17 protein-coding genes and 1 riboswitch are annotated in these 17,461 nt (G+C 71.1%); of the genes, 4 read left to right on the forward strand and 13 right to left on the reverse strand.

Features of this window, described 5'->3' with window-relative positions:
- Nucleotides 1-64: 64 nt before the first annotated feature.
- Nucleotides 65-448 carry a hypothetical protein gene (locus ACRX5S_RS32850; RefSeq protein ID WP_436776834.1) on the forward strand — a complete coding sequence of 128 codons (384 nt, stop codon included), beginning with the start codon at nt 65-67 and terminating at the stop codon, nt 446-448.
- Nucleotides 449-460: 12 nt separating this feature from the next.
- Here ACRX5S_RS32850 and ACRX5S_RS32855 read toward each other — a convergent pair whose 3' ends face one another.
- From ACRX5S_RS32855 to thrC, 9 genes are all read right to left on the reverse strand, one after another.
- A complete protein-coding gene (locus tag ACRX5S_RS32855) occupies nt 461-1,453 on the reverse strand; it encodes an aldo/keto reductase (protein WP_436776835.1) in 993 nt (330 codons plus the stop codon).
- Between the two features lie 14 nt (nt 1,454-1,467).
- A complete protein-coding gene (locus tag ACRX5S_RS32860; protein WP_436776836.1) occupies nt 1,468-2,571 on the reverse strand; it encodes an NAD(P)/FAD-dependent oxidoreductase in 1,104 nt (367 codons plus the stop codon).
- A gap of 95 nt (nt 2,572-2,666) precedes the next feature.
- Nucleotides 2,667-3,146 carry a MarR family winged helix-turn-helix transcriptional regulator gene (locus ACRX5S_RS32865; protein ID WP_436776837.1) on the reverse strand — a complete coding sequence of 160 codons (480 nt, stop codon included), beginning with the start codon at nt 3,144-3,146 and terminating at the stop codon, nt 2,667-2,669.
- Nucleotides 3,147-3,277: 131 nt separating this feature from the next.
- Complete coding sequence (locus tag ACRX5S_RS32870) at nt 3,278-4,357, reverse strand: ARPP-1 family domain-containing protein (RefSeq protein ID WP_436776838.1); 1,080 nt, start codon at nt 4,355-4,357, stop codon at nt 3,278-3,280.
- Nucleotides 4,354-6,003, reverse strand: a complete 1,650-nt coding sequence (locus tag ACRX5S_RS32875; RefSeq protein WP_436776839.1) for a hypothetical protein — start codon at nt 6,001-6,003, stop codon at nt 4,354-4,356. Before ACRX5S_RS32875 ends, ACRX5S_RS32870 begins: the two co-directional genes overlap by 4 nt.
- 417 nt (nt 6,004-6,420) lie before the next feature.
- Nucleotides 6,421-8,046: a chaperonin GroEL gene (gene groL / locus ACRX5S_RS32880; protein WP_436776840.1), complete on the reverse strand. Its 1,626-nt coding sequence runs from the start codon at nt 8,044-8,046 to the stop codon at nt 6,421-6,423.
- A gap of 394 nt (nt 8,047-8,440) precedes the next feature.
- Nucleotides 8,441-8,644: a cold-shock protein gene (locus ACRX5S_RS32885; protein ID WP_018386095.1), complete on the reverse strand. Its 204-nt coding sequence runs from the start codon at nt 8,642-8,644 to the stop codon at nt 8,441-8,443.
- A 568-nt stretch (nt 8,645-9,212) separates the two neighbouring features.
- Entirely contained in the window at nt 9,213-9,491 is a 279-nt protein-coding gene (locus ACRX5S_RS32890) for a ubiquitin-like small modifier protein 1 (protein WP_436776841.1), read from the reverse strand.
- On the reverse strand, nt 9,488-10,759 hold the full coding sequence (thrC, locus tag ACRX5S_RS32895; RefSeq protein ID WP_436776842.1) for a threonine synthase: 1,272 nt from the start codon (nt 10,757-10,759) through the stop codon (nt 9,488-9,490). Before thrC ends, ACRX5S_RS32890 begins: the two co-directional genes overlap by 4 nt.
- A 16-nt stretch (nt 10,760-10,775) precedes the next feature.
- Nucleotides 10,776-10,921, reverse strand: a riboswitch (SAM riboswitch).
- A 194-nt stretch (nt 10,922-11,115) separates the two neighbouring features.
- On the opposite strand from thrC, the gene ACRX5S_RS32900 reads away from it, so the two are divergent.
- Complete coding sequence (locus ACRX5S_RS32900) at nt 11,116-12,102, forward strand: glucosyl-3-phosphoglycerate synthase (protein ID WP_436776843.1); 987 nt, start codon at nt 11,116-11,118, stop codon at nt 12,100-12,102.
- A 105-nt stretch (nt 12,103-12,207) separates the two neighbouring features.
- Here the strand turns inward: ACRX5S_RS32900 and ACRX5S_RS32905 are convergent, their stop codons facing one another.
- Nucleotides 12,208-12,717: a MarR family winged helix-turn-helix transcriptional regulator gene (locus ACRX5S_RS32905; protein ID WP_436776844.1), complete on the reverse strand. Its 510-nt coding sequence runs from the start codon at nt 12,715-12,717 to the stop codon at nt 12,208-12,210.
- Nucleotides 12,718-12,809: 92 nt separating this feature from the next.
- Between ACRX5S_RS32905 and ACRX5S_RS32910 the strand changes: the two genes are divergently transcribed.
- Together ACRX5S_RS32910 and ACRX5S_RS32915 are read left to right on the forward strand one after the other, a co-directional pair.
- A complete protein-coding gene (locus ACRX5S_RS32910) occupies nt 12,810-13,235 on the forward strand; it encodes a nuclear transport factor 2 family protein (RefSeq protein ID WP_436776845.1) in 426 nt (141 codons plus the stop codon).
- A gap of 107 nt (nt 13,236-13,342) precedes the next feature.
- Nucleotides 13,343-14,791: an alpha,alpha-trehalose-phosphate synthase (UDP-forming) gene (locus ACRX5S_RS32915; protein ID WP_436776846.1), complete on the forward strand. Its 1,449-nt coding sequence runs from the start codon at nt 13,343-13,345 to the stop codon at nt 14,789-14,791.
- Between the two features lie 74 nt (nt 14,792-14,865).
- On the opposite strand, the gene otsB is transcribed toward ACRX5S_RS32915, so the two are convergent.
- The 3 genes from otsB to ACRX5S_RS32930 all read right to left on the reverse strand — a co-directional run bounded on the left by otsB (nt 14,866) and on the right by ACRX5S_RS32930 (nt 17,367).
- On the reverse strand, nt 14,866-15,705 hold the full coding sequence (otsB, locus tag ACRX5S_RS32920) for a trehalose-phosphatase (RefSeq protein WP_436776847.1): 840 nt from the start codon (nt 15,703-15,705) through the stop codon (nt 14,866-14,868).
- Nucleotides 15,706-16,046: 341 nt separating this feature from the next.
- On the reverse strand, nt 16,047-16,757 hold the full coding sequence (locus tag ACRX5S_RS32925) for a LytR C-terminal domain-containing protein (RefSeq protein ID WP_436776848.1): 711 nt from the start codon (nt 16,755-16,757) through the stop codon (nt 16,047-16,049).
- Between the two features lie 121 nt (nt 16,758-16,878).
- Nucleotides 16,879-17,367, reverse strand: coding sequence for a DUF3263 domain-containing protein (locus ACRX5S_RS32930; RefSeq protein ID WP_436776849.1), 489 nt, complete (start codon nt 17,365-17,367; stop codon nt 16,879-16,881).
- Nucleotides 17,368-17,461: the final 94 nt, after the last annotated feature.

A 17,461-nucleotide genomic window follows, 5' to 3' on the forward strand; every position in this document is an offset into this window, starting at 1 on the left:
CGCACCGCGACACGGCCGCGCGCCGGACAGCCGTGCCGCGGGGCGAGTGCGGACAATGGACGGCATGGGAGACGACGTCGTCGAAAGCGCCCTGCACACCGCGCGGGCCCTGGTGCTCAAGGACCTGGCCGCCTGCGGCGCCGCGGACCCGACCGTGGTGTCCGTGGTCGAGGACGCGGTGGCCGGGCGGCGCTGGTGGTGCCGGGAGTGGCCGGACGGTGCGGCCTACGCGCCCGGCCTCGTCGCGCAGGACGTGCAGGAGGCCCTGGAGGAGGCCGGGGTGCGCTGGCCCTGGTGCCCCCGGCACGACGGGACCGCGGACGCGCACCAGCTGTACATCGAGCCGGAGCTCGGGCCGGATCCCGTCTGGGTCTGCGAGAAGGACGCGGTCCGGGTCGCGGACCTGGGGGCCCTGGTGTGGACCGAGGGCTTCGCCGCGGACGCGTGACCGGCGGCGCCTCTACCACGCATACGCCTCCGGCGCCGGGCGGCCCGGGTTGACGCCCGGAGCCGGGAACAGCTTGTCCAGCGCGGCGAGGACCGCCTCGTCGAGCGTGATCCGCAACGCGCGCAGAGACCCGTCGAGCTGCTCGGAGGTACGCGGACCGATGATCGGGCCGGTCACGCCGTCCTGCGCGAGCAGCCATGCCAGTCCCACGTGCGCGGGGTCCTCGCCGAGTTCGGCGCAAAGTGCTTCGTACGCCTCGACGGTCTCCCGGTGTTCGGCCAGGGTCTCCGCGCCGCGTCCGGAACTGCCCCGGGACGCCTCACCGTTCCTTGACTTGCGCAGGACTCCGCCGAGCACGCCGCCGTTGAGCGGGGACCACGGTATGACGCCGACTCCGTACGCCCGCGCCGCGGGCAGCACTTCCAGCTCGACCCACCGGTTCATCAGGTTGTAGATGGACTGTTCGGCGACCAGCCCCAGGAAGTGCCGGGTGCGTGCGGCCTCCTGGGCTTGGGCGATATGCCAGCCCGCGAAGTTGGACGACCCGAAGTACAGAACCTTCCCCTGTTGCCGCAGGACGTCGAACGCCTCCCAGATCTCGTCCCACGGTGTGTCACGGTCCACGTGGTGCATTTGGTAGAGATCGATGTGGTCGGTGCCCAGGCGCCTGAGCGACGCCTCGGCGGCGCGCCGAATGTGCAGCGCGGACAGGCGGCTTTCGTTCGGCCGGTCGCCCATCGGCAGGTAGACCTTGGTGGCGAGCACGGTCTTCTCGCGCCGCCCTCCGCCGGTGGCGAACCAGCGGCCGATGATCTCCTCGGTGACGCCGCCCGCGGGCCGCGCGCCGTACACGTTGGCGGTGTCGAAGAAGTTGATGCCGTGCTCGTGCGCGCGGTCCATGATCGTGTGACTGTCGGCTTCGGACGTGTGCGGCCCGAAATTCATGGTGCCGAGCACCAGTCGGGAGACGGTGAGGCCGCTGCGGCCCAGACGGGTGTATTCCACGGTGTCGAACCCTTTCAGGCGGTGGGGCCGAACTGCCCGACGAAGCGGCCGGTGAACAGATCCGCGCCCTTGTACTCGGCGACGGTCTCGGCCGGTGCGACGAACGGTCCTTCGGGGGACGGCAGTTGGCCGACGCCGCCGCTCGTGCCGAGCGGCAGCAGGATCATCGGGAAAGCCAGGGGCTGGTAAGTGGCCGTCGGCGCCTCGCCGTTCAGCTGGGCGGTGATGTTCTGTACGACGACCTCGGCGTGCTGCATCGCGTAGCCGGCCATCTTGGCCTCGGCAACGTCGGTGATGTCGCCTACGGCATAGATGTGTTCGTGCCCGGCTACGTTGAGGCGGCCGGTCACCGGTACGCGTCCTTCCGGCGTGAGGCCGGTGAGCCTGCCGTCGGCGAGGAAGCTGCTGTTGGTGGTCGTGCCGTGCGCCTGGAACCAGATGTCGGCGCCCAGTTCGTCGCCGTCGGTGGTGGTGACGGTGAAGGCGCCGGTGTGTCCCGGTTCGGTGGGCGGCCTGTCCCCCAGTGTGGCGCCGAGGCGTACCTCGACGCCCAGCGCGTCGAGCTGTGCCCGCAGGTCCGCGACCATCTCGGCGGCGAAGCCGGGGAGCAGTTCGCCGGACGGGGCCACCAAGGTCACGTGCTTGTCCGGCCAGACCTCCTTGATCTCCCCGGCCAGCTCCAGGCCCACCGGCCCTGCGCCGAGGATCAACACCCTTTCTGAAGCGCGGAGTTCCTTGTGCGTGCGACGCAGGTCGTCCAGCGCCTCTGCGATCGAGTCGGACACGGGCTTGGCCGGGTAGGCGTAGCCGGATCCGGTGGCGAGGACCACGTAGTCGGCCTCGACACGGCCGCCCGACGCCAGGGTGACGCCGCCGGGGTCCACCGAGACCGCGCGGTCGCGGAGATGCGTGCCGCGTCCGAGCAGGGTCTCGTACGGGAAGAACATGTTGTTGGCCCACTCGGGGCGCGTCAGGGCACGCAGCGACGCGGCGGCGTTGACGAAGGCGTCGCGGGGGTCGACCAGGACGACGTCCGTTTCCGGCGCTTCGGCCTCCAGGGCCTTGGCGACCGCGGCGCCTCCGTAGCCTCCACCGACGATCACGACAGTACGGCGCATGATTTTTCACTCCCACGGGAAGCACGGGCAAGTTCGTACTGCGAACTATATTAGTTCGTAGTACGAACTACAACCCCGGCTTCCGTGGCGTTGTCTCAGCCCTCGCCCACCACGGCCCCTTCGGCCGGCTCGCGGAACACCACAGGCGCCTCGTTGTCGGCCACGACCCGCCCCAGCAACGCGGCCAGGGTCTCGCGCTCGGCGGCATCGAGGCCGCCGGCGAGTTCGTCGATCCGGCGGCACGCGTCCGCGTAGAACTCCTCGGCCAGAACCGCTCCTTCGTGCGTGAGCGCGACCCGAACCGCGCGCGTGTCGCGGGCGTCCTGCGCACGCCGGACCAGCCCGTTGCGCTCGGTACGGTCCACCAGGCCCGTCAGACTGGACTTGGCCAGCCCGAGCATCGCGCTCAACTCGCCCATTCCAAACGGCTGCGGCATCAGGACACAGAGCAACTGCCCCTGCTGCGGGGTGAGCCCGCGCTCGCGGGCCGCGTCCGCATACGCACCGTTCACCAGAAACGTGGAACGCACCAGGGCGGGCACGATCCCGATGGGCCCCTCGACATGCTTAGCCATCCACTCAGACTAACACCGGGAAATCCGGATAATTCGTACGGCGAACTACGTCGGGAGTGGAAACGGGAAAACCCGGCCGAGGACCCGGGCCGCAAAGCCCGAGTCCTCGGCCGGGTCGTCCCCGCCCCACGTCAGTCCCCCAGCGTGCCGCGCACGGTGAGCGACGCGTAGACGGGTGTGTCGCCGTCGAGGGCGTACGCCCCCATCAGCCCGTCCCCGACCACCGTCCCGACCGCGATGCGGCCGATGGCCTCGTCGACGCCGACGACGAGCGATTCGTCCGAAGCCGCGTCCGCGACCACCTCTACCGCCCGCTGCTCCCGCGCGTCGGCGTCGCGGACCGCCTCCGCCAGCAGGGCGAAGACGTCGGCACCGTCGCCGCCGGAGACGGCACGGCCGGTCGCGTGCCCCTCGCCCGACGCCGCGGCCGGAGCGGTCGGCGGCGTCAGCGGAACACGCGTCGACAGAACCGCCGGGCCGTCCCCCGCCACGCCGCGGCGCACCGCCTCCGCGCCGTAGCAGAACCGGATCAGCGGCTCCCACATCGAACGCCAGTAGACGTGCGAGGGGGCGCGCTCCACACCGACGACCGCGCCGTCCATCAGCACGACGGCCCCGATCTGGTCCTCGACGCACTCGAACTCGGCTGTGAACCGGTCGAGTTCGGTGGCGAAGTGCTTCATGAACCGGACCAGGTCCGCCGCACCCGGCAGCCCCGCCGACGCCTTGAAGCTCGAAACGGCGGGCCAGAGCCGGTTGTACCCGGGCTCGGCGGGCAGCAGCGACGCCGCCTCCCGCAGCGCCGGGGGCAGCACGGCCAGCCGGTGCGAGCCGGAGCTGATCAGGCCGCCCTGCGACTGCTGGATGCACATCGCGAAGCGGTACGAAAGCTGCGCGCCGGCCGCCACCAGCGCCGCGCGCGGCATCGCGTGGTCCTGCGCGGCCTGCGACACCATCACCGCGAGGTGGCTCGGTACCAGGGCGGGCCCGGCGCCCTCGTTGCGGAAGTCCAGCGTGCCGTAATCGCCGGTGGCGATGACGAGCCTTGCCGGGTCGCCGAGTTCGGCGGTCGGTGCATCGCCCGCGAGCAGCGGCAGCACCTGCATGCGGCCGGCGCTCTGCACCCGCCCGGGGCGGACGCCGGAGAGCAGTTCGCCGACGGTCGCCGACTCGGCGGCCGCGCGCTGGAAGCGCTTCAGCGGGTTCCTCATGTCGTCACCTCCTCGGCAACGGTCGTCTGATCAGGTACGACGTCACTGTTCGGCGCGTCGGACTCCCTTGTGTTTTCGGAAGGTTCGCCGGTCGCCGACTCCGCGGCCGACCCACCGACGCCCAACATCCTTTCTCCAGAGCCAAGTTCGGGTGCGGCGAGCCCGGCGAGCACGTGCAGCGTGCGTACGGCGACCGCCGGTTCGACCTCCAACAGGAGTCTGCACGCGGTCAGTTCGAGCCCTTCGAGCCGCTGCACACCGGCTACCGGGACCTCCGGCGCGAGCGCCCGCACACCACCGGCATCGGCCGCGAGCACCGGGCTCAGCTGCACCACGGGCGTGCGGATGCCGAGTTCGCGTGCGGCGGCCAGGACTTCGGCGAACCGGCCGGCGGGGGCGTTCTCGTAACCGTCGCCGACGACGACCACCAGGTCGGCGTCCCACGACAGCGCCTCCAACAGCGCGTAGGCCGGTGCCGTATCGCCGGAGGGGTGCACAAGCCCGTCGTCCGTGCGCCTTCCGCCGAACCACACCTCGCGGAACTCGCCCGCCGCCTCGCGCACCGCGTCCCGCAGCGCCAGGGCCACCGCGATCGGGCGCAGCGCCTGCTCGTCCGACCCGGCCATCGAGCCCGAGCCGTCGAGGACGAGCGCGACGCGCCGGTCCGCGAAGCCGAGTCCGGCTGCGGTACGGCGGGCCCGTGCGGCCAGCGCGTCCGCGACCTCGTCGGTCATGCCGCGCTCGTACGCGTACAGGTACAGCCGCACCGCGTCGTGGCGCGTGAAGTCGACCTCGACCTCCACGCCCGCGCGCTCCGCCTGCGCCTGCTTGGCCAGCCGCTGTCCCGCCGTGAGCCGACCCTTCGTCAACTCCAGCACGCGCGAAGCGGGTTCGTCCGGGTGGAAGCGGCCCCGCAGACCTTCGAGGGTCTCGTACGGCAGAGTCCGCCCCGCGTCGAGGTCACTCCGCGCGTCGGCGTACGCACGCAACTGAGGCCGCGTGAACGGCCCGGTGGCGCCCAACACGAACGCGACGCACTCGTGGACGACGGCCCGGTCCCGCCCCGCCGCCCAGCGGTCGAGCTCGGCGGCGACGATGCGGCGTTCCTTGGCGTCCAGTTCCTCGCCCGCGAGCTCGCGCACCAGGATGGCGCGCACGATGCCGGCGGTACGCGCGCCCCACGCGTGCCGCAGCGCGGCGGCGAGCTTGCGCCGGTAGCGCACGGCCCACGACTCCAGTGCGGGGCCGCCCAGGAGGGTACGCAGGATCAGCTTGCGCGCGCGGGCGTTGTTGACGCGCTCGGCTGCGAGCATCGCATACAGGTTGAGCATGCGCGGCACGGTCAGGCGCGCCACCGCTCCGCGAACCGCCGCGGCCTCGTCCTCGGTGGGGACGCCGTCGGAAAGCAGGCACGCCACGCCGGTCTGCCGGGCACGGTCCAGGACGTACGGCGACGCGACCAGGCCCGCGTACAGGCGCCGGTCGAGCGCGGCCATGTCGGCGTGCGCGGAACGCTCCAGCACGGACTGCTCGTCGGCGGTGTTGTAGAACGTCGCGCGGCCGGTCGCGCTCGTCGCGGTGTCGAGGAAGCGGGCGACGACGCGGGCGGCGTCGCGCGTTGCGAGATCCAGAGATTGAGTGGTCATCAGGCGGCTCCAAGAGAGCGCCCGGGGAAGGTCGCGGGTCCGTTGGCTTCCTATCTCAAAGGACGCCCCCATTGCGTGGAGACACAGTACGGACGCGCAGTTCCCCGGGCGCGGAACAAGGGTGCCTGCGGGCAGGTCACGGGTCCCGTTTTGGGATTCGAACCCGGCGTTTCGCGTTAAGGGCGCGATTGTCTGCCAAAGACTGGAGGAACTCGTAGTTCCCGCAGGCACGTTCACGATGCTAGGAGCCACGCCGGGCGGCAGGCCACAGGTTTTCTCCGATCGGGAACGCCGAAGGGGGGCACCCCCCGTGCAGGGGGTGCCGCCCTTCGCGTGTGTCTCGCGGCTCGTGCCGTGGCCGATTGCAGGACGCACCGGCCCGCGGCATCACCGCATGACTACTGGTCCGTCACCGGATCAGAAGTCCATGCCGCCCATGTCCGGCGCGCCGCCGGCCGGGGCACCGGCCTTCTCCGGCTTGTCGGCGATGACGGCCTCGGTGGTGAGGAAGAGCGCGGCGATGGAGGCCGCGTTCTGGAGCGCGGAGCGCGTCACCTTGGCCGGGTCGATGATGCCCTCGGCGACCAGGTCGACGTACTCGCCGGTCGCGGCGTTGAGGCCGTGGCCGGGGGTCAGGTTGCGCACCTTCTCCACCACGACGCCGCCTTCGAGGCCGGCGTTGACCGCGATCTGCTTCAGCGGGGCCTCGACGGCCAGCTTCACGATCGCGGCACCGGTGGCCTCGTCGCCGTCCAGCTCGAACTTCTCGAACGCGGCCTGGGACGCCTGGAGCAGGGCCACGCCGCCACCGGCGACGATGCCCTCCTCGACGGCGGCCTTGGCGTTGCGCACCGCGTCCTCGATGCGGTGCTTGCGCTCCTTGAGCTCGACCTCGGTCGCGGCACCGGCCTTGATGACCGCGACGCCGCCCGCGAGCTTCGCCAGGCGCTCCTGGAGCTTCTCGCGGTCGTAGTCGGAGTCCGACTGCTCGATCTCGGCGCGGATCTGGTTGACGCGGCCCTGGACCTGGTCCGAGTCGCCGGCACCGTCCACGATGGTCGTCTCGTCCTTGGTGACGACGACCTTGCGGGCGCGACCGAGCAGCTCCAGACCGGCGGAGTCCAGCTTGAGACCGACCTCCTCGCTGATGACCTGGCCACCGGTGAGGATGGCGATGTCGCCCAGCATGGCCTTGCGGCGGTCGCCGAAGCCGGGGGCCTTGACCGCGACGGACTTGAAGGTGCCGCGGATCTTGTTGACGACGAGCGTGGCCAGGGCCTCGCCCTCGACGTCCTCGGCGATGATCGCGAGCGGCTTGCCGCCCTGCATGACCTTCTCCAGCAGCGGGAGCAGGTCCTTCACCGAGGCGATCTTGCTGTTGACGATCAGGATGTACGGGTCGTCGAGGACGGCCTCCATACGCTCCGGGTCGGTGGAGAAGTAGGGCGAGATGTAGCCCTTGTCGAAGCGCATGCCCTCGGTGAGCTCAAGCTCCAGGCCGAAGGTGTTGCTCTCCTCGACGGTGATGACGCCTTCCTTGCCGACCTTGTCCATCGCCTCGGCGATCATCTCGCCGATCTGCGGGTCGGCGGCGGAGATGGAGGCCGTCGAAGCGATCTGCTCCTTGGTCTCCACGTCCTTCGCGAGGTTCAGAAGCTGCTCCGAGACGGCCTCGACGGCCTTCTCGATGCCGCGCTTGAGGGCCATCGGGTTGGCGCCGGCGGCGACGTTCCGAAGACCCTCACGTACGAGCGCCTGGGCCAGGACGGTCGCGGTCGTCGTGCCGTCACCGGCGACGTCGTCCGTCTTCTTCGCGACCTCCTTGACCAGCTCGGCGCCGATCTTCTCGTACGGGTCCTCGAGCTCGATCTCCTTGGCGATGCTCACACCATCGTTGGTGATGGTGGGGGCGCCCCACTTCTTCTCGAGCACGACGTTGCGGCCCTTGGGGCCGAGCGTGACCTTGACGGCGTCGGCGAGCTGGTTCATCCCGCGCTCGAGGCCGCGACGCGCTTCCTCGTCGAACGCGATGATCTTGGCCATGTGGTGAGGTCCTCCCAGAACGGGGTGGATGCTGAGGACCTGGGCCGACGCCCGCGACGGACGACCCGGCTCCGCGGGGATCCTTCCCCCACGGCCTCCGGACCTCGTCTGCCCGGTCCTTTTGTCACTCTCACATCCAGAGTGCTAACGCCAATGATTAGCACTCGGGTAGGTCGAGTGCAAGCGGACCCCCGGTACCGGTCGCTCGCACAAGCGCTCGCGCGGGCCCACTCGAACAGATGTCCGGAAGGTGGGACGGGTGTTCGGCGGCCGCCTCGGCGGGATCCGCTCGGGCACCGCGCCGCAAACGGCACGAGGCCCGGCCCCCGCCAATGGGGGGCCGGGCCTCGGCCACGTCTGAAGAAGAGCAGTACAAGAAGAGCAGTGAACAGGCTCAGCCGGTCACTCGGACCATGTCCGCCTGCGGGCCCTTCTGCCCCTGCGAGATCTCGAACTCGACCCGCTGTCCTTCCTCAAGCGTCCGGTACCCGTCCATCTGGATCGCGCTGTAGTGGACGAAGACGTCCGCACCACCGTCGACCGCGATGAAGCCGTACCCCTTCTCCGCGTTGAACCACTTGACGGTGCCCTGAGCCATTCCTAACTCCCCTGTTACTGGCCCTTTCACGGAAACTGCGCGCCGCAGCTCCGGGTCGTTCGCTTACTTCTTGACCGACTGAGTGAAGTCAGCACAGGGCAAGCAGGTTCGCGAGTTGTTGCCGCGCACCAGATCCAGTACGTGGAACCGTCCGACCGCGGCTGAATGTATCCGGATGGGTGCCCGACGCAACAGGTCAAACGGACGAGAAATCCGGGAGGAACAAAACGGATGTCTTTGATTAACTCCGGATGAAGACCGTATTTCACTCCGTATCAAAAGCGACAAACGGAGCATTTCGGATGTGATCCCGGCCACGGGATTGTCGGGCGGTTGCCGCGAAATCTCCGGAAAATGCGGTTGTCCGCACCCCGCTTCCCCGGATTCGCCGATGCACACGCGGGATTGCCGCACGGAACACTTCGTTCCGAATGCCGCGCCCCGCTGCATTGATCATGGATTGCTCGCCGCGGCCCCACGCAAAAGTCCGCCGCACGGCCGAGACCGTACGGCGGACTTGCGCGAAGCGGATCACCCGGGGGCGCCCGGCGGACCTCGGCGGCCGCCGTCAGCAGCCGCCCGCGACCGCCGGGATGACCGAGACGTTCGCACCGTCCGGGGTGGCCGTCTGAAGGCCCTCGGCGAAGCGCACGTCGTCGTCGTTCACGTACACGTTCACGAAGCGCCGCAGCTTGCCCTGGTCGTCCAGCACGCGGGCGGCGATGCCCGGGTAGGACTTCTCCAGCGACTCGATCACCTCGGCCAGCGTGGCCCCCTCGGCCGTCACCTCGGCCGCGCCGCCGGTGTAGGTACGCAGGATCGTCGGGATTCGCACGGAAACGCTCATGCCAGGCCAGCCTCTCGGAAGGACTCAAGGGAGGGACGGATGGTCGCGGTCGCGCCGGTGGTCGACTCGATCGCGTCCAGGGTCTTCAAACCGTCGCCCGTGTTGAGGACGACCGTGGTGGCCTCCGGGTCCAGTTGCCCGGTCTCCACCAGCTTCTTCAGGCAGCCGACCGTGACCCCGCCGGCGGTCTCGCCGAAGATGCCCTCGGTGCGGGCCAGCAGCTTGATCGCCTCGACCACGCGGGTGTCGTCGACGTCCTCGACCGCGCCCCCGGTGCGCTTGCACACGTCCAGCACGTACGGCCCGTCCGCCGGGTTGCCGATGGCCAGCGACTTGGCGATGGTGTCCGGCTTGACCGGCCGGATCACGTCGTGCCCGGCCTTCCACGCCGTGGAGACCGGCGAGCAGCCCTCGGCCTGGGCGCCGAAGACCTTGTACGGCGTGTCCTCGACCAGCCCGAGCTTGACCAGCTCGCGGAAGCCCTTGTCGATCTTGGTGAGCTGCGAGCCCGACGCGATCGGCACCACGATCTGCTCTGGCAGGCGCCAGCCCAGCTGCTCGGCGATCTCGTACGCCAGCGTCTTCGAGCCCTCGCCGTAGTACGGCCGCAGATTGACGTTGACGAAGCCCCAGCCCTCGCCCGCCGTGTCGCCGATCAGCTCCGAGCAGAAGCGGTTGACCTCGTCGTAGTTGCCCTCGATGGCCACCAGGTCGCCGCCGTACGCCGCGGCGGTCAGCACCTTCCCGGCCTCCAGGTCGGACGGGATGAACACGCAGGACCGCAGCCCGGCACGGGCGGCCGCCGCGGCCACCGCGCCGGCCAGGTTGCCGGTCGAGGAGCAGGAGAGGGTGGTGAAGCCGAAGTTGCGGGCCGCCTCGACGGCGATGGCCACGACGCGGTCCTTGAAGGAGTGCGTCGGGTTGCCGGAGTCGTCCTTGACGAAAAGGCTCTTGATGCCCAGCTCGCGACCGAGGTTGCGGGCCTCGACCAGCTTGGTGAAGCCGGGGTTCAGATTGGGGTGCTCCGCGACGTCGGCGGGCACCGGGAGCAGCGGGGCGTAGCGCCAGATGTTGTTCGGACCGGCCGCGATGCGCTCGCGGGTCACGCCGCCGGAGAAGTCGTACGCGACCTCCAGCGGCCCGAAACAGAACTCGCACGCGAACTTGGGACCAAGTTCGTAGCGCTCGCCGCACTCGCGGCAGGAGAGCGCGACGGCGGACCCGAACGAGCCGGGCGCGAGGGTCAGGGTTTGTGCGATCACAGCCATGGCGATGGGGCCTCTCTCCTCATCTTCCCCACGGGGGTCCCCGCAGGCCGGACTTGGCACCAGTCCGCCGGGGGCCCCGCGTGCGACGCGCACATGGGTGTACCGAATCGGATGGTTGCCGGGGCTTCAACGGGCCGTTCCCTCTGCCCCTCTGGATGAGCTCTATGGCGGTGCGATGTGCCGTCGGCCACCCCCAGGGGGTAACCGCGCGGCCGCTCCGCGTTTGTCCGAGCCGACGTGCGATCGTCGTATCTCGTGACCAAGACTGTAACCGAACCGGATGCCGGCCGATCATCCGCGTCCGACCCGCGAGACGATGTCCCGCGCACGACAAGCAACGACAGGGGAACGCGACAGTGCTGCCCGAGGTGATCCACTGGCTGGAACGACGGTCCTCGACCGCCGCCGACTGGCCGGTGCCCAGGCTCCTGGAGGCCAAGCGGGCCGGCCGGGCGAACCGGGTCAGCGTCGTCCTCCCGGCGCTGGACGAAGAGCCGACCGTGGGCGACATCGTCCGTACCGTCCGCACCGAGCTGATGGAGCGGTATCCGCTGGTCGACGAGCTGGTGGTGGTCGACTCCGGGTCCACGGACCGCACCGGCGAGGTGGCCGCGCGGGCGGGTGCGCGCGTCGTGCACCGCGACGACATCCTGCCGCGCATCCCCGCGCTGCGCGGCAAGGGCGAGGTGCTGTGGCGTTCACTGCTGGTCACGAGTGGCGACATCGTGTGCTTCGTGGACGCCGATCTGCGTGATTTTTCAGCCGATTTCGTATCGGGCATCCTCGGACCGCTGCTGACCGACCCCTCGGTGCAGCTGGTCAAGGCGATGTACGACCGCCCGCTGGAGATCGGCGACACCGTCGTGCCGGCGGGCGGCGGCCGGGTCACCGAGCTGGTCGCGCGACCGCTGCTCAACATGTACTGGCCCGAACTGGCCGGGTTCGTGCAGCCGCTCGGCGGCGAGTACGCGGTGCGGCGGGGCCTGCTCGAACGCCTGCCGTTCCCCTGCGGCTACGGCGTCGAGACGGCGATGCTGGTGGACGCGCTGCAATCGGTGGGGCTGGACGCGATGGCGCAGGTGGACGTGGGCGTACGCCGGCACAGCCACCAGGACGAGGCGGGGCTCGGGCGGATGGCCGGGGAGATCTGGCAGGCGGTGCTGGAGCGCCTGCACCGGGACGGGCGGGTCCGCACGGGGGCGGGCGGGCTGAACACGGTGTTCGCGCAGTTCGAGCGGGACGAGAAGGGCTTCCGGGTGAGCAGCCACGACGTGGCCGCGCACGAGCGGCCGCCGATGATCACGATCCCGGAGTACCGGAACCGCACGGCGCTGGCGGGCTGAGCGGGCTGCCCCCGGGGGTGCGAACGGGCGGGGTTTTCAGGGGTGTTCGTGGTGGGCGTGGTCCCGGCGGTGGGCCGCGGGGCGGGGTTCGGCGCGGGGTTCGGGTTAGCTTTCGTGGTGGTCTGACGGACGGGTCCCGGGCCGGCCTTCGTGGTGGTCCGACGAACGCGACTCGGGCCGGCCTTCGTGGTGGTCGAGGGCTCGGCGGAGCAGTCGGGTGAGGGTCTGCCGGTCGTCCGGGGAGAGCGGGGCGAGGAGGTCGTCCTGTACGCGGTCGAGGACGGCGTCCATCTCCCGTAGCCTGCGGGCCCCTTCGGCGGTGAGCATGATCCGGTTGCGGCGCCCGTGGTCGGGATCCGGGGTGCGCTCGACGCTGCCCTGCGCGACGAGTCCGTTGAGCGCGGTGACGACGTCGCTGCGGTCGACGCGGCAGCGGCGGCCCAACTCCGCCTGGCTCGCGGGCCCGAACTCCCGCAGCGCGGCGAGCAGCCGGTAGTGGTGCCCGCGCGCCCCGGCCGCGACGAAGCCGTCGTTCACGAGGCGGCGGGAGTGCACGGAGAGCTGGTTGATGAGCCAGCTCGGCTTCGCGGTCAGGCGCCGGGGGATCTCGTCCATGGCGGCCACCTTAATTGAGTGTTGGCCAGACCAACATTTCGACGTAGTGTTGGCTCACCCAATGTTGGTCACACCAATGAAGGAGCCGTCCCATGCTGTCCACCGACGCCTTGACCGTCTCGACCGTCTCCGACCGCCTCGAAATAGCCGACCTCTTCGCCCGCCTGTCCAAGGTGCTGGATGACCAGGCCCACGACGACGCCCACGAAGTCTTCGCCCACGACGCCGTGGTACTGGGCCGGGCGGGCGAACTGCGCGGGATCGACGAGCTCGTCGCGTTCCTCCGGCAGAGCGTGGTCGAGGGCGTGGCGACCCAGCACGTGAACGCCGACGTGCTGGTGCGCGTCGACGGCGACCGCGCCACGGCCACCGCGAGCCAACTCGTGTACTTCTGGCGCGAGGGCGAGCCGCCGCATCAGGAGAGCGGTCTGCGGACGGACTGCACGGCGGTGCGCACGGACGCGGGCTGGCGCTTCGACGACATGCGGATCACGGTCGCCTGGACGCGGACGGAGTGAGGGAGCGCATCGGCCCGGCCGTCGTGCCGCGGGCCGGAGGGGCCGCCCCGGGGGCGTCCGCGGCACGGCGGGTTTGCCATACCGGATGGGTGGCTACGGTTGGAGTCATGAGCCCTGACACCGCAGCCGCCCGGGTCCTCGTCGCCTCCAACCGCGGTCCGGTCTCCTTCCGGACCGAGGACGACGGATCGCTCTCCGTGCACCGCGGCGGCGGCGGACTGGTCTCCGGGCTGTCGGCGGCGGGCCAGGGGACCGGCGCGGTGTGGGTGTGTGCGGCGCTGTCCGAGGCGGACCGCACCGCGGCCCGGGAGGCCCCGTCCGGACGCCTCGACCTCGCGGGGCACGACACCGGCGACCTCGCCGTGCACATGCTGGACATCGACCCGGGGACGTTCGCGCGGGCGTACAACGCCATAGCGAACTCGACGCTGTGGTTCATCCACCACCTGCTCTACGACACCGCCACCAAGCCGGTGTTCGACGGGCGTTTCCGCAAGGAGTGGGCGTCGTACGAGGCGTACAACTCGGCGTTCGCGCAGGCGCTCGCGGACGAGGCTGCGGAGGGCGCGCAGGTCCTCGTGCAGGACTACCACCTCACGCTGACTCCCGTACTGCTGCGGCAACTTCGCCCCGACCTGCGGATCGGCCACTTCTCCCACACGCCGTGGGCACCGCCGGACTACTTCCGGCTGCTGCCGGACGACATCGCGCGGGCCGTCCTGGAAGGCGTGCTCGGCGCCGACCGGGCGGCGTTCCTGACCCGGCGCTGGGCCGGGGCATTCCTGGACTGCTGCGAAGAGGTGCTGGGGGCCGAGGTCGACCGTACGGCGATGACCGTGACGCACGGGGGACGCACCACCGCGATCGGCGTGCACGGGCTGGGCGCGGACGCGGACTTCCTGCGCGAGCGGGCCTCGCGGCCGGACGTCGAGGCCCGGTTGGCCGCGCTGCGGGAGGTGATCGGCGAGCGCAAGGTGATCGTGCGTGTCGACCGGACCGAGCTGTCCAAGAACATCGTGCGCGGACTGCTCGCGTACCGGGACCTGTTGCGCACGCGTCCCGAATGGCTGGGCCGGGTCGTGCACATCGCGTTCGCTTACCCGTCACGGCACGATCTGCCGGAGTACCGCGAGTACACGGCGGCGGTGCAGCGCATCGCGAAGGAGATCGACGACGAGTTCGGCGACGGGACATGGCAGCCGCTGATCCTGCACGTGAACGACGACTTCCCGAGGTCGCTGGCCGCGTACCGGCTCGCCGACGTCGCGCTGGTGAACCCGATCCGTGACGGAATGAACTTGGTGGCCAAGGAGATTCCGGTGGTCTCGGAGGACGGCTGCGCCCTGGTCCTGTCGCGCGAGGCGGGCGCGTACGAGGAGTTGGGGCCGGACGCGATCGTGGTCAATCCGTTCGACGTGAGCGCCACCACCGATGCGCTGCACGAGGCACTGTCGATGGAGTACGACGAGCGGGCAGAGCGCACGAAGCGGCTTGCCGCGGCGGCAACCGCGCTCAGTCCGCAGCAGTGGTTTCTGGACCAACTGGACGCGTTGTAGCGGGAGTTGGTTGGGTCACTGGGCTTGGTCGACCGGACGGCGGCGGTCAGGCTTGATCGATCAGACGGTGGCGGTCAGGCTTCGGCGTCCAGGTGATCGGCCAACGCCGCCAGCAGGGCCGCGACACCGGGCGGGCCGGGCACGACCAGGTCGGCGCGTTCGGCCAGCTCGCGCACCTCGGCGGAGGCGCTGCACACAGTGAGGCCCGCGACGCCTTCGCCGCGCAGGCGTTGGACGGCTTCGAAGGCGGCGAGGTCGCCGAGGTCGTCTCCGGCGAACAACACTCCGGTGGCCGAGCGTTCGGCGGCGAACGCGGTCAGGGCCTGCCCCTTGTCCATTCCGGTGGGACGCAACTCCAGTACGTAGCGCCCGGGTTCGACGGCGAGTCCGTTGGCGGCGGCCAACTCGGCGAGCGGGGTGCGGAGAGCGTCCAGGGCGGCCTGCGGGTCGGGCGCGCGGCGGGTGTGCACCGCGACGGCACTGCCCTTGTCCTCCAGCCAGGTTGTGTCCGCCATGCCCAACGAGTCGAGCAGGCCCGGGAGTTGGCGGCGTACGGCATCGACGCCTTCCGGGACGTCGGGCGCGGTGACCCGCCCGGTCGCCGCGTCCCAGCGCTCCAGGCCGTAGTGGCCGAGCACGACGAGGCCGTCGAGGCCCGGTACGCCCGCGAAGCCCCCGTACTCGACGGCAACCGCGGCGGGGCGCCCGGTGATCACCACGACCGCGGCGAGGTGCGGGGCGAGACGGGCGAGAGCGGCCACCGCGTCGGCATCGGCACGCGCGGCACGCGGGTCGTCGACGATCGGCGCGAGCGTGCCGTCGAAGTCGAGCGCGACCACGGCGCGGGCGGGGGCGTCGAGGAGAGCCGAGAGCCCGGCCTTCCCCGCGGTCGTCGTCGGGTGCGGCAGGTCCATGGGCAACAACCTACCCGGGGACGGAGGAGCGACCGCGATCCGGCACGGGGGCGGTAGGGCGTGCCGTCGTGTCCCACCCCGACGCCGCGGCACGTGAGCGGCCGTGTCACGGGCGCATCAGAGCAGGCGACGCGGCACGCGGCTCGGACCGCTCGTCGCACTCGTTCGGCCAGGCGCGCAACCGGCGCATCGTGCCCTCCATGCAGCCCACGTGCCAACCACAGCTTCCCAACACGGCGGCACTCCGGCGGGTGCGTCGGGTGGCCCCCGGGGTTGGGTATCAGGGGCATCGCCGCCGACACATCAACCGCGGAACGCGCCGCCCGTCCCGTCAATGCCCGTCAGCGCGGCGGTGCCCCGGCCGGTGGGTTCGGGGACTCGGTGCCCAGAACCTTGGCGACGAGCGGGGGGTTCGGGGCGTCGACCACGATGACCACCAGGCGGGACTGGGAGATGCCGGGGAAGGTGGGCTTGATCCGGCGCACCTCCGGGAACGCCGCGGCGAGGCGCTTGGCGGCGGCCTCCTGACCGGACGGGTGGTAGACGGTCGTCGCGGGAACGCGGCCGTGCCAAGCCCCGGTTCCGGTGACCCGCCAGCCCGCGGCCGTCAGCTTCGCGGTCAGGGTGCGGGCGGCGGCGGGGGTTTTGGCCTGGTCGAGGACGACCACGTCGCCGAGCGCGCGTGGTGCGTTCGGAGCGGGCGGCGCGGCGTCGACCGGAGCCGCGGGCGCGGGGACGGCTGCCGCGGCGGGGGACGCCTGCGGGGCGGACCGGTCCGGGGCGGCGGCCGAGTTGCCGTCCGTGGTGTGGCCGAAGCCCGCGACGAGCCCGCCGACCAGCGCGGCGACCGCCACCACGGCGACCGCGGACGAGCCGATGGGGCCGAGGCGGTCCAACGGGTCCGGGGCGGGATCGCCGTCCAGCTCGTCGAGGTGGTCGGGGCGCCGCCACACGCCGGGGTCGCGGCCGAAGCCCGCGAAGGTGTCGCCGGTGTCGGTGAGGTCGCGGGGGTACTGAGGGTGGCGGGGGCGGCGGAAACGGCTGGGGGACATCAGCGTTAACTCCGAAATAGCAGGGTGAGGCGAACACGCGGCGGTACAAAGGCAGGCTTGCCCGTCGCTCCGCTCTGTCCCGGCCCACCGCGCGGCAGCGCACCCGCGCCCCCGCCTCGGCTCAGATGCGGTGTCGGCGGACCGTTGTCGCGGAGCGGGCCGTTTGGCGGGCGGCGCGCAGCCGGCGCAGGCGCTGGACCAGCATCGGGTCGTGCTCCAGTGCCTCGGGGCGGTCGAGCAGGGCGTTCAGCGCCTGGTAATACCGCGTCGGCGAGCAGCCGAAGCGGTCGCGTACCGCGCGCTCCTTGGCGCCCGCGTGCCGCCACCACTGGCGCTCGAAGTCCAGTATTTCGACGTCGCGCGCCGTGAGGCCGCCCTGCGGCGCGCCGTCCGACCCGTCGGTGCCGCCGGACCCGCCGGAGGTCGGCACGGCCGGACTCTCGGCCTCGGGGGCGCGCTGCGGGAAGACCGCGAGGTCGTCGAGTCCCGGTATCCGGGCGGTCGCCTCGTAGCTGTCCGTGTCCGGCTCGCTCATCGCCTCGTCCGCCCCTCCGTCGCCGTGCGTCGTGCGCGGGCTCTCGTCCCGTGCCGCCATTCTGCCCGTCGGCACCGACGCCACCCTGCACCGGCACCACCGCGCGAACCGGAAAACCGCACGATTCACCCGACTGAGCCGTCGGGCGCGGTACGCTCCGCGACTCACC

The organism is Yinghuangia sp. YIM S09857 (assembly GCF_051388915.1).
In the GTDB taxonomy this organism is placed as follows: Bacteria; Actinomycetota; Actinomycetes; order Streptomycetales; family Streptomycetaceae; genus Yinghuangia.

Coding starts and splice junctions, on each gene's coding strand:
- ACRX5S_RS32850 (WP_436776834.1), top strand. CDS start 65: ATGGGAGACGACGTCGTCGAAAGCGCCCTGCACACCGCGCGGGCCCTG.
- ACRX5S_RS32860 (WP_436776836.1), bottom strand. CDS start 2,571: ATGCGCCGTACTGTCGTGATCGTCGGTGGAGGCTACGGAGGCGCCGCG.
- ACRX5S_RS32865 (WP_436776837.1), bottom strand. CDS start 3,146: ATGGCTAAGCATGTCGAGGGGCCCATCGGGATCGTGCCCGCCCTGGTG.
- ACRX5S_RS32870 (WP_436776838.1), bottom strand. CDS start 4,357: ATGAGGAACCCGCTGAAGCGCTTCCAGCGCGCGGCCGCCGAGTCGGCG.
- ACRX5S_RS32875 (WP_436776839.1), bottom strand. CDS start 6,003: ATGACCACTCAATCTCTGGATCTCGCAACGCGCGACGCCGCCCGCGTC.
- groL (WP_436776840.1), bottom strand. CDS start 8,046: ATGGCCAAGATCATCGCGTTCGACGAGGAAGCGCGTCGCGGCCTCGAG.
- ACRX5S_RS32885 (WP_018386095.1), bottom strand. CDS start 8,644: ATGGCTCAGGGCACCGTCAAGTGGTTCAACGCGGAGAAGGGGTACGGC.
- ACRX5S_RS32890 (WP_436776841.1), bottom strand. CDS start 9,491: ATGAGCGTTTCCGTGCGAATCCCGACGATCCTGCGTACCTACACCGGC.
- thrC (WP_436776842.1), bottom strand. CDS start 10,759: ATGGCTGTGATCGCACAAACCCTGACCCTCGCGCCCGGCTCGTTCGGG.
- ACRX5S_RS32905 (WP_436776844.1), bottom strand. CDS start 12,717: ATGGACGAGATCCCCCGGCGCCTGACCGCGAAGCCGAGCTGGCTCATC.
- ACRX5S_RS32910 (WP_436776845.1), top strand. CDS start 12,810: ATGCTGTCCACCGACGCCTTGACCGTCTCGACCGTCTCCGACCGCCTC.
- ACRX5S_RS32915 (WP_436776846.1), top strand. CDS start 13,343: ATGAGCCCTGACACCGCAGCCGCCCGGGTCCTCGTCGCCTCCAACCGC.
- otsB (WP_436776847.1), bottom strand. CDS start 15,705: ATGGACCTGCCGCACCCGACGACGACCGCGGGGAAGGCCGGGCTCTCG.
- ACRX5S_RS32925 (WP_436776848.1), bottom strand. CDS start 16,757: ATGTCCCCCAGCCGTTTCCGCCGCCCCCGCCACCCTCAGTACCCCCGC.